The sequence below is a fragment of the Pseudarthrobacter sp. PvP090 genome (assembly GCF_040547365.1).
Classification (GTDB): Bacteria; Actinomycetota; Actinomycetes; order Actinomycetales; family Micrococcaceae; genus Arthrobacter.
On sequence record NZ_JBEPPO010000013.1, the window covers coordinates 100,862 to 115,333 of the forward strand.

The 14,472-nt window shown below is 68.0% G+C and carries 14 protein-coding genes and 2 riboswitches; of the genes, 6 read left to right on the top strand and 8 right to left on the bottom strand.

Annotation, left to right across the window (positions count from 1 at the left end; genetic code table 11):
- Nucleotides 1-19: 19 nt before the first annotated feature.
- The gene (locus ABIC21_RS15750) at nucleotides 20-1,012 is read right to left on the bottom strand and encodes a DMT family transporter (protein WP_354351315.1); all 993 of its coding nucleotides are present in this window, start codon (nucleotides 1,010-1,012) and stop codon (nucleotides 20-22) included.
- Between the two features lie 33 nt (nucleotides 1,013-1,045).
- Here ABIC21_RS15750 and ABIC21_RS15755 point away from each other — a divergent pair, with 33 nt between their 5' ends.
- The gene (locus ABIC21_RS15755; RefSeq protein ID WP_354351316.1) at nucleotides 1,046-1,282 is read left to right on the top strand and encodes an RNA-binding S4 domain-containing protein; all 237 of its coding nucleotides are present in this window, start codon (nucleotides 1,046-1,048) and stop codon (nucleotides 1,280-1,282) included.
- A gap of 45 nt (nucleotides 1,283-1,327) precedes the next feature.
- Here ABIC21_RS15755 and ABIC21_RS15760 read toward each other — a convergent pair whose 3' ends face one another.
- On the bottom strand, nucleotides 1,328-1,978 hold the full coding sequence (locus ABIC21_RS15760) for an alpha/beta hydrolase (RefSeq protein WP_354351317.1): 651 nt from the start codon (nucleotides 1,976-1,978) through the stop codon (nucleotides 1,328-1,330).
- Between the two features lie 70 nt (nucleotides 1,979-2,048).
- Here ABIC21_RS15760 and ABIC21_RS15765 point away from each other — a divergent pair, with 70 nt between their 5' ends.
- Together ABIC21_RS15765 and ABIC21_RS15770 are read left to right on the top strand one after the other, a co-directional pair.
- Entirely contained in the window at nucleotides 2,049-2,924 is an 876-nt protein-coding gene (locus tag ABIC21_RS15765; RefSeq protein ID WP_354351318.1) for an SGNH/GDSL hydrolase family protein, read from the top strand.
- An 81-nt stretch (nucleotides 2,925-3,005) separates the two neighbouring features.
- On the top strand, nucleotides 3,006-3,548 hold the full coding sequence (locus ABIC21_RS15770; RefSeq protein ID WP_354351319.1) for a hypothetical protein: 543 nt from the start codon (nucleotides 3,006-3,008) through the stop codon (nucleotides 3,546-3,548).
- Between the two features lie 111 nt (nucleotides 3,549-3,659).
- Here ABIC21_RS15770 and ABIC21_RS15775 read toward each other — a convergent pair whose 3' ends face one another.
- Nucleotides 3,660-5,144: a CoA-acylating methylmalonate-semialdehyde dehydrogenase gene (locus ABIC21_RS15775; RefSeq protein ID WP_354351320.1), complete on the bottom strand. Its 1,485-nt coding sequence runs from the start codon at nucleotides 5,142-5,144 to the stop codon at nucleotides 3,660-3,662.
- Between the two features lie 61 nt (nucleotides 5,145-5,205).
- Nucleotides 5,206-6,108, bottom strand: a complete 903-nt coding sequence (gene mmsB / locus ABIC21_RS15780; protein WP_354351321.1) for a 3-hydroxyisobutyrate dehydrogenase — start codon at nucleotides 6,106-6,108, stop codon at nucleotides 5,206-5,208.
- Nucleotides 6,109-6,267: 159 nt separating this feature from the next.
- Here mmsB and ABIC21_RS15785 point away from each other — a divergent pair, with 159 nt between their 5' ends.
- Nucleotides 6,268-7,167, top strand: coding sequence for a LysR family transcriptional regulator (locus tag ABIC21_RS15785; protein ID WP_354351361.1), 900 nt, complete (start codon nucleotides 6,268-6,270; stop codon nucleotides 7,165-7,167).
- Nucleotides 7,168-7,312: 145 nt separating this feature from the next.
- Here the strand turns inward: ABIC21_RS15785 and ABIC21_RS15790 are convergent, their stop codons facing one another.
- The 3 genes from ABIC21_RS15790 to ABIC21_RS15800 form a co-directional block, all read right to left on the bottom strand.
- Nucleotides 7,313-8,695, bottom strand: coding sequence for an MFS transporter (locus ABIC21_RS15790; RefSeq protein WP_354351322.1), 1,383 nt, complete (start codon nucleotides 8,693-8,695; stop codon nucleotides 7,313-7,315).
- A 303-nt stretch (nucleotides 8,696-8,998) separates the two neighbouring features.
- Entirely contained in the window at nucleotides 8,999-10,219 is a 1,221-nt protein-coding gene (metX, locus tag ABIC21_RS15795; RefSeq protein ID WP_354351323.1) for a homoserine O-acetyltransferase MetX, read from the bottom strand.
- An 11-nt stretch (nucleotides 10,220-10,230) separates the two neighbouring features.
- A riboswitch (SAM riboswitch) is annotated at nucleotides 10,231-10,346 on the bottom strand.
- A 134-nt stretch (nucleotides 10,347-10,480) separates the two neighbouring features.
- The gene (locus tag ABIC21_RS15800; RefSeq protein ID WP_354351324.1) at nucleotides 10,481-11,797 is read right to left on the bottom strand and encodes a bifunctional o-acetylhomoserine/o-acetylserine sulfhydrylase; all 1,317 of its coding nucleotides are present in this window, start codon (nucleotides 11,795-11,797) and stop codon (nucleotides 10,481-10,483) included.
- A gap of 64 nt (nucleotides 11,798-11,861) precedes the next feature.
- A riboswitch (SAM riboswitch) is annotated at nucleotides 11,862-11,977 on the bottom strand.
- 204 nt (nucleotides 11,978-12,181) lie between these two features.
- Between ABIC21_RS15800 and ABIC21_RS15805 the strand changes: the two genes are divergently transcribed.
- The gene (locus ABIC21_RS15805; protein ID WP_160666904.1) at nucleotides 12,182-12,820 is read left to right on the top strand and encodes a VOC family protein; all 639 of its coding nucleotides are present in this window, start codon (nucleotides 12,182-12,184) and stop codon (nucleotides 12,818-12,820) included.
- Between the two features lie 119 nt (nucleotides 12,821-12,939).
- Here the strand turns inward: ABIC21_RS15805 and ABIC21_RS15810 are convergent, their stop codons facing one another.
- Nucleotides 12,940-13,722: a CPBP family intramembrane glutamic endopeptidase gene (locus ABIC21_RS15810; protein WP_354351325.1), complete on the bottom strand. Its 783-nt coding sequence runs from the start codon at nucleotides 13,720-13,722 to the stop codon at nucleotides 12,940-12,942.
- Nucleotides 13,723-13,787: 65 nt separating this feature from the next.
- Between ABIC21_RS15810 and ABIC21_RS15815 the strand changes: the two genes are divergently transcribed.
- Nucleotides 13,788-14,468 (top strand): histidine phosphatase family protein, encoded by a 681-nt coding sequence (locus ABIC21_RS15815; RefSeq protein WP_354351326.1) that lies wholly within the window; start codon nucleotides 13,788-13,790, stop codon nucleotides 14,466-14,468.
- Nucleotides 14,469-14,472: the final 4 nt, after the last annotated feature.

A 14,472-nucleotide genomic window follows, 5' to 3' on the forward strand; every position in this document is an offset into this window, starting at 1 on the left:
GGAAGCTGCGCCTCCTAGCCTACCGGCCTGTTGGCTCCCGGCGCCCCCGCCCCAGGGCCCCCTTGGGCCAGGGCAGGCTGGCGAGCACAATCGCGGCCAGGGTCAGCAGGGTCCCGAGCACGGTGGGCAGCGCCACCACGGTGCCCGGCGCCGGGAACGCCAGGTCCAGCCCCAGCGAGCCCAGCAGCTGGCCCGCGATCATGCCGAGTCCGGTCACCAGCACGCCCAGGCTCCGGACCAACAAGGCTCCGACGCCGATAAAGACGCAGCCCATGGGCCCGCCCAGGTAGTACCACCACTCCCCCGGCAGCGCGTTCCCCGGTCCGGCGACGGCGACCTTGACCAGCCAGGCGGCCCACAGCATGACCGCCCCGGCGACGAAATTCATCAGCGTTGCTGCGATCGGCGTGCCGTAATGCACGGCGGCGGTGCCGTTCATGGCCTGCTGGAAGCTCATCAGGAACCCGGCAAGCACGGGAAGGAGCACCGGAACCAGCAGCTCCGCCGGGCCTGGCCCGGCGCCGGAAAAGCGCGGCGATACCGCCCAGGCGACGGCGGCGACGGTCAGGATGCTGCCGATCACCCGGATGCCGGTGATGGACCTCCTGCCGGCGGGTCCGATTCCCATCCGGTCCACGAGCAGCCCGCTGAGGGTCTGCCCGGTCACGGTGGCGACGGTGAACAGGGCCACGCCCAGCAGGCCCACCGTGAAGGACTGCGCGAAGACGAAGAAACCGCCGATGCAGCCGGCCAGGACGTAGTAGGGCGGGAACCTGCGCTCCCGGACCGCCGGCAGGATCGCCCGCAGCCCGGCCCTGCCCCGTGGCAGCGCCACCGACACCGCGATCATCAGCACCAGCCCGGTGGTGAAGCTCACCACCGCGGCGGCGATTCCGTCCGCGAGCGCCACCCCGAGCGCGCCGTTGATCCGGCCCTGCACGGGCATCAGCAGCCCCGCAGCCACGGCGAGGGGCAACCCGGCGAGGAACGGAAGCCGGGGCTTGTGCGTCATTGCTGCCACCTTATGTCAGGCATCATTGCTTGTATGAGCAACCCGGAAATTGAAGAGATCCCCATCCGCGACGAGATGATCCGGCTCGGTCAGCTCCTGAAGCTGGCCAGCCTGGTCGAGGACGGGGTGGAGGCCGCGGAACTGATCAAGAGCGGGCTCGTGAAGGTCAACGGTGAGATCGACGAGCGCCGCGGCCGCCAGCTCCACCACGGCGACACCGTCACGGTGAACGGCCGGACCGTGCGGATCAGCACCCCCGCCGGGGCCTGACTCCGGCGCCGGTCGCCGGCCGGCCGGCCGCCCGGCGTCGTGCGGCTACTTGTTCAGTACCCCGTGGGTGAGGAATTCGGACACGTGCCCGATTTCCTGCTGGTTGATGCCGTGCCACATCCCGGTGTACAGCACCTTGGTGAGCTTGACGTGCTTGCGCACCCAGCCCATGGTGAACTCGACTTTGTCCGGCGTGATCACCGGATCCTGCTGGTCGCGGCCCCAGAACATCGGCACCGTCCCGTCCAGTTCGGCGTCGTAAAAGCTGGGGTCACTGCCGGCGTCGACGGCAAAACCGGACAGCCCGACGACGGCGGCATAGTCCGCGGGCCGCCGCCGCAGCAAGGTGGTTGCCAGCGCCATGCCCATCGAAAAGCCCAGCAGGGTCACGGACGGGTGGTTCGGCCGGACCGAGTCGAGCCAGTCCTCCACGTACGCGGCGGCATCCTTGACCGCGTCGAGGGAGTAGTCGATCGACGCGGTCAGCGGGAACCAGGTGAATCCTGCGCCGGACACCATCGGGGCGCGCACCGAGGCCACCGCAAAGTCCTGCGGCAGCAGGTCCGCCAGGCTCAGGAGGTCCTCTTCGTTGGCCCCGTAGCCGTGCAGCAGGACCAGGAGCGGTTTGCCGGCCCGCTCCTCCTCGGGCTTGGACCACAGGACAACGGGGGCGGGGAAGGCAGCGGCTTGAGTCATGGCACCATTCTTACAGTTACCCGCAGGTAACAACCTACGGTGGCGTAGCTTTGCAGGAAGAGTGCACGATATGAAGGTGAGCGAAACCGAAGCCATGGAGAATTCTCCAGACAACGCCGTGACCCACCCCTGGACCCGCTATGTCGCCATGGGCGACTCCTTCACCGAAGGCATCGGCGATCCCGAACCGGCGAGTCCGGGGGGCCACCGGGGCTGGGCGGACCGGGTGGCGGAGGAGCTGAGCCGCGGCCACGAGGACTTTGCCTACGCCAACCTCGCCGTCCGGGGCCGGCTCCTGCAGCAGATCGTGGACCAGCAGCTGGCCCACTGCCTGTCCCTCCGGCCCGACCTCGTGACGCTCTCCGCCGGCGGAAACGACCTGATCCGTCCCGGCGGGGATCCGGATGCCCTGGCCGAGAAGCTGGACTCGGTGGTGCAGATCCTCAGTCTGGCCGGCGCCACGGTGGTCCTCTTCAACGGTCCCGACAGCGGCTCGTCCGTGCTGGGCCGGGTGCGCAGCAAAGTGGCCATCTACAACGAGAACCTCCGCACCGTCGCGGCCCGCCACGACGCCATCATTGCGGACATGTGGTCGCTGCGGCAGCTAAATGATCCGCAAATGTGGGATGCGGATCGCCTGCACTTCTCGCCGCTGGGCCATCACACCATCGCGGCCATGGTCCTGGATTCCCTCAACGTCGTGCACACCCTGGAACCGCTCTCCCCCAAGCCGCTGCCGCAGCGCAGCTGGCGGCAGGCGCGCTCCGGCGATCTGGTCTGGGCGCGCGAATACTTTGTGCCCTGGGTGGTCCGCCGGCTCCGGAACCGCTCCTCCGGCGACGGCGTCACGGCCAAGCGGCCGCTCCCGGGGCCGGTCTTCGGCCCAGGGATGCCGCTGGGCTCGGGCGAGGGGCCACCCGGCGCCGAAGAGCCCGTGCGCTCCTGACGGTTTGCCCCGGGCACCACGGCCCGGGTGTGGGCGTTAAGCTGGAAGAACACTTCCTGAGAGGCCCGTACCGTGAACAACATGTTCTTTTGGATCATCGTTTTGTCATTCCTGATCCCGATGGCAATGCGCTACTACAAGAAGTCGGTGCGCGGCCGGAACCAGAACCAGGGCATGCCCGGCGGACCGGACCAGTTCGGGCAGTTCCCCGGCAACGCCCCCGGGAACTACCCCGGCCCGCAGAACAAGCAGCCGCGCGACGGTTTTACCCAGCGTGACTACTACGGGGCCTTCGGCCAGCTCGGCGCTCCGCAGCAGCCCGCGCCGCCGGCAAACCAGCCGTACCCGGGCCAGCCGTATCCGGGCCAGCAGTATCCGGGCCAGCAGGGCTACCCGTCCCCCGTCCCCTATGAGGACAGCCCCGGGTACCCCGGCAACCAGCCCCAGCCCTACCAGCAGCAGCCCGAGGCCCAGCAGCCGTCGGGACCCGCGGTGCCCGCGCCGCCGTCGGCCCCGCAGGGCTTCCGGGCGCGCAAGCTCGCGGAACTGGACCAGCGGTACAGCGAGGGCGAGCTCAGCATGGACGATTACATGGCCCAGCGCGCGGAGATCATGAAGGGCTGACCCCCACCACACAGCAACGCGGGGTCACTCTGCGCCCAAGATCCGGAGTCGGATGGGCGCTCAGTGACCCCGCGTTGCTTTGTTTAAGGCGGAACGGGCCGGGCGCTTGGCTTAGTCGACCTGGGGGAAGCCGAGGTCGATCACCGAGGTGGACGGGTCCGGCCAGCGGGTGGTGACGACCTTGCCGCGGGTGTAGAAGCGGATGCTCTCCGGGCCGTACATGTGGGTGTCGCCGAAGAGCGAGTTCTTCCAGCCGCCGAAGGAGAAGGTTCCCACCGGAACCGGGATCGGCACGTTGACGCCCACCATGCCGGCCTCGACGTCGAACTCGAACTGCCGGGCGGCGCCGCCGTCGCGGGTGAAGATCGCCACGCCGTTGCCGAACTCGTTGTCGTTCACGAGCTTGACGGCGTCGGCGTAGGTCTCGACGCGGACCACGGACAGGACCGGGCCGAAGATCTCGTCGTCGTAGACCTTCATGCCGGGCTTGACGTGGTCAACGAGGCTGACGCCGATGAAGAAGCCGTTGGAATCGAACTCCTGCTCCCGACCGTCGACCACCACGGTGGCGCCTTCCTGGGCCGCGCCGGCGACATAGGAGGCGACCTTGTCGCGGTGCTCGGCGGTGATCAGCGGGCCCATCTGCGACGCGGGGTCGGTCCCGGGGCCGATCTTCAGGGCGCCCATCCGGGTGGTGATGGCCCCGACGAGCTCATCGGCGATGTTCCCGACGGCGACCAGGACGCTGACGGCCATGCAGCGCTCGCCGGCGGAGCCGTAGGCGGCGGACACGGCGGCGTCGGCGGCCATGTTCAGGTCCGCGTCCGGCAGGACCACCATGTGGTTCTTGGCGCCGCCCAGGGCCTGCACACGTTTGCCGTGGTTGGCGGCGCGCTTGTAGATGGACTGGGCAATCGGCGTCGAGCCGACGAAGCTGATGGCCTTGACGTCCGGGTGTTCGAGCAGCACGTCCACGGCCTCCTTGTCGCCGTGGACGACGTTGAGGACGCCGGCGGGCAGGCCGGCCTCGGCGAAGACCTGCGCGATGAAGATGGCCGAGGACGGGTCCTTTTCGCTGGGCTTGAGCAGCACGGTGTTGCCGCAGGCCAGGGCACTGCCGATCATCCACAGCGGCACCATGGCCGGGAAGTTGAACGGCGTGATGCAGGCGACCACACCGACCGGCTGGCGGACCGAGTGGACGTCGACGCCGCCGGCCACCTGCTCGGAACGCTCACCCTTGAGGGCGTGGGACAGCCCGGTGGCGAATTCGATGTTTTCCAGGCCGCGGGTGATCTCACCCTCGGCGTCGGAGAGGACCTTGCCGTGTTCGCTGGTCAGCAGGGCAGCCAGTTCGGGCCGGCGCTGCATCAGCAGTTCGCGGACCTTGAAGAAGATGTTGGTGCGCTTGGCCAGGCTGGTGGCGCGCCAGCCGGGCAGGGCGGCACGGGCGGCCTGGATGGCCTCCTCGACGCGGGCGGCGGAGGCCAGGGCGACCTCCTTCTCCTGTTCGCCGGTGGCCGGGTTGAAGACGGGGCCGTAGCGCTCGGCGTCGGAAATCAGGGCGCCGTTGATGAAGTGCGGAATGCGTTCCATTGGGGTGGGTCTCTTTCGTGTGGTGCAGGTTCGGGGGTACAGCGGCTGTTGGCCGGGGCGGCTACTTGGCCGTGTCGAGGGTGCCGTCGACCAGCTTGACGATCGCGGAGCAGTCCATGCCGGCCTTGCCGGAGTCGATGAGGCGCTGGAAGAGCTGCTGGACGTGCTCGCCGATTTCCAGCGGGGTGCCGGTGTCGCGGGCCGCGCTGATGGCCAGGCCGATGTCCTTGTTGGCCAGCTCGGTGGTGAAGGTCGGGGCGAAGTCGTTGTTGGAGGCCGCGGTGGGGACCACGCCGGCGACCGGGTACCAGGTGCGCAGGGCCCAGCTGTCGCCGGAGGACACGGACGCGATGTCCCAGAAGACCTGCTTGTCCAGTCCGAGCCGGTCCGCCAGCACGGCGCCTTCCGCGGTCGAGGCCAGGTTGATGAAGAGCATGAGGTTGTTGCAGATCTTGGCGGCCTGCCCGGTGGTGGCGCCGCCGGTGGGAATGATGTTCGCCGCCATCGGCTTGATGTACTCCGTGGCCTCGGCCACGGCACCGTCCTCGCCGCCGATCATGAAGGTCAGAGTGGCGGCCTTCGCGCCGCTCATCCCGCCGGAGACCGGGGCGTCGACGAAGCGGAAGCCGGCGGCAGCAGCGGCGTCGTGCAGGGCCTGGGCGGAGGCGATGTCGATGGTGGAGGAATCCACCAGCAGCGTGCGCGTGTCCGCGTGGGCCAGGACGCCGTCCTCGCCGAGGTAGACAGCGCGGGCGTGCTCGCCCTTGGGGAGCATTGAGAAGACGACGTCGGCGCCGTCTACCGCTTCGGCGATGCTTCCGGCGGGCTTGACGCCCCCGGCGACGGCGGCGGCGAGGGCCTCGGCGTTGAGGTCGAACCCGCGGACGTCGTGGCCGGCCTTGGCCAGGTTCACCGACATGGACCCGCCCATGTTCCCCAGTCCGATCCAAGCGATTACTGCCATGGCATAAGCTCCTTTGCTTTGTGCGGTGCGCGTGATCCGGCCAGCCGCCGGATGTTCCGTGTCCAGCATCACACCCTGTTACAGTGCAATCAAGGGAAAAAACTACAGATGGTATGTGCATGGATGCACATACGTGAAACCAGAGGAGTTCTTGTGGACCTGCGGCGGCTTCCGAGTCCGGATGACCTGCTGATCCTGCTGACCGTGGCCCGGCTGGGCCGGTTCAATGCGGTGGCGGAGACCCTCGGCACGACGCACACCACCATCTCCCGCCGGATCCTGGCGCTCGACAAGCAGCTGGGCGGGCGCACCCTGGAGCGGAGCCCGCACGGCTGGGAGCTGACGGACCTGGGCCAGGAGGCGGTGGCGGCCGCCGAGGCGATCGAGGGCACCCTCGGTGCGCTCACGAACCGGATCGCGCAGTCCGAGGACGTGCTCTCCGGACTGGTCCGGATCAGCACCCCCGACGGCTTCGGCGCCGAATTCGTCGCCCCGGCGCTGGTCCGCCTGCAGCAGGGCCATCCGCTGCTCAACGTCGAGATGCTCAGCGCCACCCGCAAGGTCAGCCAGAACCGGTCCGGGGTGGATCTGGAGGTGGTGGTGGGCAACCTGGACGTCAGCAACGCGCAGACCATCTTCCTGTCCAACTACTTCCTCCGGCTGTACGCCAGCCCGCAGTACGCCCGCGACCACGGCCTGCCGGTGACGCTCGACGACGTCCGGCAGCACGGCTTTGTCTCGTATGTGGAGTCGGCGCTGCAGGTGGCCGAACTTGGCCACCGCTCCACGCAGCTTCCCGTACCTCGCTCCAGTTTCCAGGCCACCAGCATCTTCGCGCAGCTGGAGGCTGTCCGGCGGGGCGCCGGGATCGGCCTGCTGCCCAACTTCCTGGCGGTCGGCGACCCCGATTTCCTGCCGGTGCTGCCGGACGACTTCCAGCGGCAGCTGCCGATCTGGGCGGTGGCACGCGCGGAATCGCTGCGCTCGGCCCCCGTGCAGGCCGTCCTCGCAGCGGTCCGGACCGAGATCGCCGACCGCCAGGAGGTCCTGGCAGGCTGAGCTGTCCTGGCAGGCTGAGCCGTCCTGGCAGGCTGAGAAGCCCTGGCCTGCTGGGCCGCGCCAACAGCAAACAGCCCGGCCCCCGCACTGCGGGGACCGGGCTGTTGCTGGTTCTCATAACTTCTATGCGGTTACTTTTTGCCTGCTACTTTTTGCTTGCAGCCAAGAGGTCCGCGGTGCCCTGGGCATCGGCGGCGTCGACGTCGTGCAGGGAGACGCCGCGGGTCTCCTTGAGGAAGAACACCGCCACCATCGTGACCACACAGGCGCCGAGCAGGTAGATGGCCACCGGGACGGAGGACTTGAACTGGCTCAGCAGGGCGACGGCGATGATCGGGGCCATCGAACCGGCCACGATCGAGGTGACCTGGTAGCCCAGCGAGACGCCGGAGTAGCGCATCCGGGTGGGGAACATTTCGGCCATGATGGCCGGCTGGCCGGCATACATGAGCGAGTGGAACAGCAGACCGATGGTGATCGCCGCGAGGATGATGAGGTCGTTCTTGGTGTCCATCATCGGGAAGGCGAAGAAGCCCCACGTGCCGCCCAGGATGGCGCCGGCCATGTAGACCGGTTTGCGGCCGAAGTGGTCGGACATGCGGCCGACCATCGGAATCACGGCGAAGTGGATGAAGTGCGCCACCAGCAGCAGCAGCAGGATGCGGGAGGTGTCCGTCTGGACAATCACCTTCAGGTACGTGATCGAGAACGTGACCACGAGGTAGTAGAGGATGTTCTCCGCGAACCGCAGGCCCATCGCGGTGAAAACGCCGCGGGGGTAGCGGCGGAACACTTCGCCGACGCCGTAGCCCTTCTTCTCAACGGTGACTTCCTTCTGGGCCTCCAGGAAGATGGGGGCGTCAGTGACCTTGGTCCGAATGTAGTAGCCCACCAGTACGATCACGGCGGAGAGCCAGAAGGCCACGCGCCAGCCCCAGCTGAGGAAGTCGGCGGAGGACAGCGTGGCGGACAGGGTGAACAGCACACCGGTGGCGAGCAGATTGCCCAGCGGAACGGCTGACTGAGGCCACGCGGACCAGAAACCGCGGGACTTGCTCGGGCTGTGCTCGGCCACGAGGAGGACGGCGCCGCCCCATTCGCCGCCTACGGCGAAGCCCTGGGCGAAGCGCAGGAAGACCAGGAGGGCCGGAGCCCAGTAGCCGATCTGCTGGAACGTGGGCAGGCAGCCCATCAGGAAGGTGGAGACACCGACCAGGATGATGCTGAGCTGGAGCAGCTGCTTGCGGCCGAACTTGTCGCCGAAGTGGCCAAAGACGATGCCGCCGATCGGGCGGGCGACGAAACCAACGGCGTAGGTGAGGAAGGCTGCGATGATGCCGTCCAGTTCCGTGCCGGAGTTGGGGAAGAAGGTCTTGCCGAAGACCAGGGTGGCGGCCGAGGCGTAGAGGAAGAACTCATACCATTCGACAACGGTGCCGGCCATGGAGGCCGTAACTACCTTCTTCAAACCGGACGACTTGACGTCTTCCTCTTCCGGGCGCCTGGCGGCGGCGTTTTGTGTACTCATTTCGACTCCTTCGGTGTCTCCGTCGACACCCTATGGACCTCTGGGCAATGGACGCGGCGTGATTTGTGACACGCGGCATCATTCTCAACGAGTATGGGTGCTCGCGCCCGTGGCCTCAACGGCCATTAGTGCAGAGCGCATCTGCAAAATTGCACAGTTGGGCCCTATTCCCCAGTGCTTCCGTCCACGGATTCGCGCAGGAGGTCGGCACGGCCTACCGGCTCACGTGCCGCAGAGGAAGCACGGCCCGGACGCCATTCTGCTGGACCGGCGCCGGCACAGCAGAAGACGACCCGGGGTGGACTAGCCGAAGAAGTACCGCCGGAGCTGGCTGTTGAGCTGGCCGATCTCGGTCAGGAAGCCGTCGTGCCCGATCGGCGCTTCGATGGTGTGCACCGCAACGTCGCCAGGCAGGGCAGCGGCGAGCGCGTGGGACTGGGCCGGGAAGTACAGCCGGTCCGAGTCGACGGCCGCCACCAGGAACTCCGCCGTGGCCGGAGCCAGGGCCTCGGCGAGGGCGCCGCGGCCCCGGCTGATGTCATGGCTCATGAGCGCCTCGGTGATGGCGATGTAACTGTTCGCGTCGAAGCGGCGGACGAGTTTGTTGCCCTGGTGGTCGAGGTAGCTCTCCACCTGGTAGCGGCCGCGCCCGGCGAGGGATCCGGCTTCCAGCGGTGCTTCGGAGTCCTGGGCGTTCCGGCCGAAGCGTCCGTCCAGCTCCGCGGCCGAGCGGTACGTGATGTGCGCGATCCGCCGGGCCAGGGCCAGGCCTGCCTCCGGTTCCGGGCCTCCGTAGTAGTCCCCGCCGTTGAAGTTGGGGTCCTGCCGGATCGCGAGGGTTTGCGCCTGGGCGAAAGCGATCTGTTCGGCGGTGCTGCTGGTGCCGACCGAAATCACGGCGCAGCGCCGGACCCGGTCCGGGTAGCTGACGGCCCATTCCAGGGCGCGCGCCCCGCCGAGGGAACCGCCGAGCACGGCGTACCAGCTCCGGATGCCCAGGGCATCGGCGAGCCTGGCTTCGGCCTCGGTCGTGTCGCGCAGCGTGACGAGGGGGAATCGTGAGCCCCAGGGCTTTCCGTCGGGTGCCGGCGTCGAGGGTCCTGTGGAGCCGTAGCAGCCGCCGAGGATGTTGATGGAGACGACGAAGTACGTGTCTGTGTCCACCGGGGCGCCGGGGCCGGCGAGCTGCTCCCACCACCCCGGTTCCTCGCTGGCGCCGCGTGTGACGTGGGTGTCCCCCGTCAGCGCGTGCTCGATCAGCACGGCATTGGAGCGGTCCGCGTTGAGGGTTCCCCAGGTCTCGTAGCCGAGGATGACGTCCGGCAGCCGGGCCCCGGATTCGAGCTCGAGGTCGCCGATCCGGAGGTACCGGACGGTTCCGTCAGGAACGCCGCCGTCGGGGACGCCGCCGTCCGGGACGCCGCCGTCGGGGACAGAGCCTGGCGCCGTGTCCCCCGGGGCCGGGGCATGGGAGCGGGAGGTCGTGCTTACAGGTTCACCCTGGCGGGTGACGGCAATTGTCATCTGAGGACCTAACTTCGCGCTTGCCCGCCGTCAGCTGACCGGCAGGCCAGGTCTTCACCCGGGGCACCCCGCCGCAAAAGGAGGGTTGCCGGCCAGCAAGCCGGGGCTGTCGCTGGCACTCATGACCTTCACTGAGTCTACGAAATGGGGCGGCCCGGTGGCGAAGATTGTGACGAACTTATGACTCGCCGCGTCTTCCCGGCGCTGATCCGGTGCCCGGCGCCCGGGCCACAGGGCCGGGACGCCGGGCGCGGGCGGCGCTCAGGCGGTTTTGGCCGCGCGGAATCCGGCGTCGAGGTCGGCGAGGATGTCGTCGATGTGTTCCAGGCCCACGGAGAGCCGGACGAGGCCGGGGTGCACGCCGGCGACGGTCTGCTGTTCCGGGGACAGCTGGCTGTGGGTGGTCGACGCCGGGTGGATGACCAGCGAGCGCACGTCGCCGATGTTGGCCACGTGCGAGTGCAGTTCGAGGGCGTCGACGAAGCGCTTGCCCGCCTCCGCTCCCCCGGCAATGTTGAAGGCGACGACGGCGCCGGTCCCCTTCGGGCCGTACTTGCGTCCGCGTTCGTACCAGGGGCTGGACGGCAGCCCCGCGTAGGCGACCGATTCGACGTCGTCCCTGGCCTCCAGCCATTCCGCCACCCTGGTGGCGTTGGCGACGTGCCGCTCCACGCGCAGGCTGAGGGTCTCGAGGCCCTGGGCGATGAGGAAGGCGTTGAACGGGGAGACCGCCGAGCCGAGGTCGCGCAGCAACTGGACGCGCGCCTTGAGGATGTAGGAGAGGTTGGCGCCGAGGGCACCGTCCTTGCCGAGGTCCCGGGCGTAGACCAGGCCGTTGTAGGTGGGGTCCGGGGTGTTGAAGCCGGGGAAGCGCTCCGGGTCCTTGCCGAAGTCGAAGTTGCCGGAATCCACGATCACGCCCGCGATCGCGGTCCCGTGGCCGCCGAGGTACTTGGTGGCGGAATGCACCACAATGTCCGCTCCCCATTCGATCGGCCGGATGAGGTACGGCGTGGAGAGCGTGTTGTCCACGATCAGCGGGACCCCCGCCTCGTGCGCCACCCGCGAGATGCCCTCGATGTCCAGTACGTCCTGGCGCGGGTTGGAGACCACTTCGCCGAAGAACAGCTTGGTGTTGGGCTGCACGGCGTCGCGCCACTGCGCCAGGTTGTCCGGGTCCTGCACGAAGGTCACGGAAATGCCGAACTTTTTCAGGGTGTGCGCCAGCAGGTTGTAGGTGCCGCCGTAGAGGCTGGGGCTGGCCACCACATGGTCGCCGGCCTCGGCGACGTTCAGGATCGCAAAGGTCTCCGCGGCCTGCCCGGAGCTCAGCAGCAGGGCCGCGAGTCCTCCTTCCAGGCTGGCCACCCGCTGTTCCACGGCGTCCTGGGTGGGGTTGCCGATCCGGGTGTAGATGGGGGCGAGTTCGGCGAGGGCGAAGCGGTTGGCGGCGCTTTCCGCGCTGGGGAAGACGAACGACGTCGTCTGGTAGATCGGCAGCGACCGGGCGCCGGTGGCGCTGTCCGGCTCCTGGCCGGCGTGGATCTGGCGGGTTTCGAAGGACCAGGCACTGGACATCGGGACACTCCTTAGGGAACCGGGCACAGGCAGCACCGGAGCTCTTTGGCCCGGGGCAGCACTGGCGCCGCGCTTGCCCTCCGGCGGGTGCCGGACGGCCAGGTCTTCACCCGGGGCACCCCACCGCGTAACGAGGGTTGCCGGCCAGCAAGCCGGGGCTGTGTGCTGGCACTCATGACCTGACCCCAGTCTAGGAACCGGCTCCTGGCTCTGGATAGCTTTGTGACGAACATGAAGTTGGGCGCCCGGCGGGTCCGGGGAGGCCCTTCCGTTCCCCGCGGTGGCGCGGAAAAGTGCACGGACGGTTGCCGTTGGAAATGACATCCCACCACGGTTAGGAGGCCCTAAGCTGAGAGGCGCATCACAAAGTGCCAAGATGAGGGCATGCGCATGGATCACGTCTCTTACGCCTGTGAACAAGATGGCCTCGCTGCCACCACCGAACGAATTGCGTCTGCCCTCGGCGTCGAAGCCGTGAAGGGCGGAGTACACCCCAGATTCGGGACCCGCAACATGATCATCCCGCTCGCGGGACACAAATATGTGGAGGTCGTGGAGGTCCTGAACCACCCCGCGTCCGACAAGGCCCCCTTCGGCCAGGCCGTCCGCGCCCGCTCCGAAGCAGGCGGCGGCTGGATGGGCTGGTGCGTCGAAGTCGACGACCTCGCCCCGTTCGAGGAGCGGCTCGGCCGCGCCGCCGTCAACGGCAACCGGAAGTTCCCGGACGGCCGCGAACTGGTCTGGAAGCAGATCGGCATCCTCGGGCTCATCGCCGATCCCCAGGTCCCGTACATGCTCAAGTGGGAAGGCGATCCGGAACTCCACCCCTCGAAGGCCTACGAGAGCAACGTCAAGATGTCCGCCCTCACGATCGCCGGCTCGGCGGAGCGTGTCACCGAATGGCTCGGTGTCCCGGTCGAGAAGCCGCTGGAAGACGTGGCCGTGAACTGGCTCGCTCCCCGCGGGACACCCGGCATCCTCTCCGTCACCTTCGAGACGGCCTCCGGAGCCGTCACCATCTAACGCTTCCACGCCCCACACTTCGGCCGCCATCAGCGGGTGACAATGACGTCACCCACCGATGGCGGCCGAAACTCTTTAACGCGCCGCCCTGGCTGCCGGCCCTTTAAGGCAACGCGGGGTCAGCCGAGGCCGATGGACTTGCCGAAGAGGCTGAAGCCGACGAACGCGACGATGTCCAGCACGGCGTGGGCGATCACCAGCGGCATCAGGCGGCGCGTTTTGGTGTAGACCAGCGCGAAGATGACGCCCATGATGGCGTTGCCGATGAACGGCCCGAAGCCCTGGTAGAGGTGGTAGCTGCCGCGCAGCATGGCACTCGTGAAGATTGCCAGCGGCAGGCTCCAACCGAACTTGCCGAGCCGGTCCAGCAGGTAGCCCACCACGATCACTTCCTCGACGATGCCGTGCCGGATCGCGGACAGGACCAGCACCGGCACGGTCCACCAGTAGGCGTCCAGCGCGCTGGGGATGATCGCCGTCGTAATGCCCATCGCCCGGCCCGCGGCGTACAGGCCCAGGGACGGGATGCCGATCAGCGCCGCCAGCCCGAACCCCTGCAGCAGGTCCCTGCCGGGGCGGTCGAAATTGAGGCCCAGTTTCTGGAACGCCGTGCCGCCGCGGCTGCCGTCTCCGGACAGGGCGGAGGTCCGGTGGTCGGTGAGGAAGTAGAGCGCCAGGACCACCGGCACCAGCGCGAAGAAGATATCCAGCAGCTGGTAGGTGAGATCGAAGTATTCGCGGCTGCTTTGCGAACGGTTCAGGGTGGAAGTGCCTTCCGCCAGCGGCGCCCGGGTCATTTTGTCCAGCAACTGAACGACCGAGTACACGGCGGACTGTCCCAGGGACAGGCCCAGGACGATCCAGACTTCCAACCGCAGGCGGCGGCGCGAGGGAACCAGCATGTTCCTATCTTGCCCGGTCTCCGCTTGCCCTGCCTTACCGGCGTTGCCGCCTATGCTTGGGGTTTATGAGTGCGCCCGGGAAAATCATCATGATCCGGCACGGCCAGTCCGCCGCCAACGCCGACACCTCGATCTACAACCGGGTGCCCGACTACCGGATTCCGCTGACCGACCTCGGTGTGGAGCAGGCCCGGGCGGCCGGCGAACAGGTCCGGCGGCTGCTGGACGGCCGTCCGGTGTGCGTGTATGTCTCCCCCTACCTGCGGGCCTACCAGACCCTGGAGGCGCTCAACCTCGGTCCGCTGGTGGAGCGGGTGATCGAGGAGCCACGGCTGCGGGAGCAGGACTGGGCCAACTTCCAGATCGCCGGTGAGATCGAGGACCAGAAGGAACTCCGGAACGCCTACGGCCACTTCTTCTACCGCTTCCGGGAAGGCGAGTCCGGCTCGGATGTCTATGACCGGATCTCTTCCTTCATGGAGACGCTGTACCGGCACTGGTCCAAACCGAGCTACGCCCCCAACGCGCTGTTTGTCACCCACGGGCTCACCATGCGGCTGTTCTGCATGCGCTGGTTCCACTGGTCCGTGGAGTATTTCGAGTCCCTCAACAACCCGGACAACGCCGAGGTCCGCACCCTCTACCGCACCGGGGAGGGTAAATACGAGCTGGACAAACCGTTCAGCCAGTGGGAGGCCCGGCGCGTCGATGAGACGGTCCTGGACGCCCCGCCGATGTTCTTCTAGCCGC